This is a genomic window from Agreia sp. PsM10 (assembly GCF_030433855.1).
GTDB lineage: Bacteria > Actinomycetota > Actinomycetes > Actinomycetales > Microbacteriaceae > Agreia.
Map to the genome: position 1 here is coordinate 1 of NZ_JARUXC010000102.1, position 230 is coordinate 230.

General features: G+C 77.0%; 1 pseudogene. It reads left to right on the forward strand.

The features are described from left to right. A pseudogene (locus tag QCD70_RS19180) lies at positions 1-230 on the forward strand (hypothetical protein); the annotation flags it as partial.

Genomic DNA, 230 nt, shown 5'->3' on the forward strand with positions numbered 1-230 from the left:
CCGCGCCGAGGCGTGGTACCCCGGGGGCGAGGCGGGGCTGGGGGGGCGGGCGCGGGCGCGGGCCGCGGCGGCACCTGCGGACTCGGTCGTGATCGACGCCGCGACGCACGAACTCGTCGTGCGCTTCCGCCGTCGCGAGTCGGGACTCTACGGCGAGGCTCCCTACGTCGAGGAGTGGAAGACGCTGCCGCCCCGGCTGCACGACGACCGCAGCCTCGAGGTCACGGTGG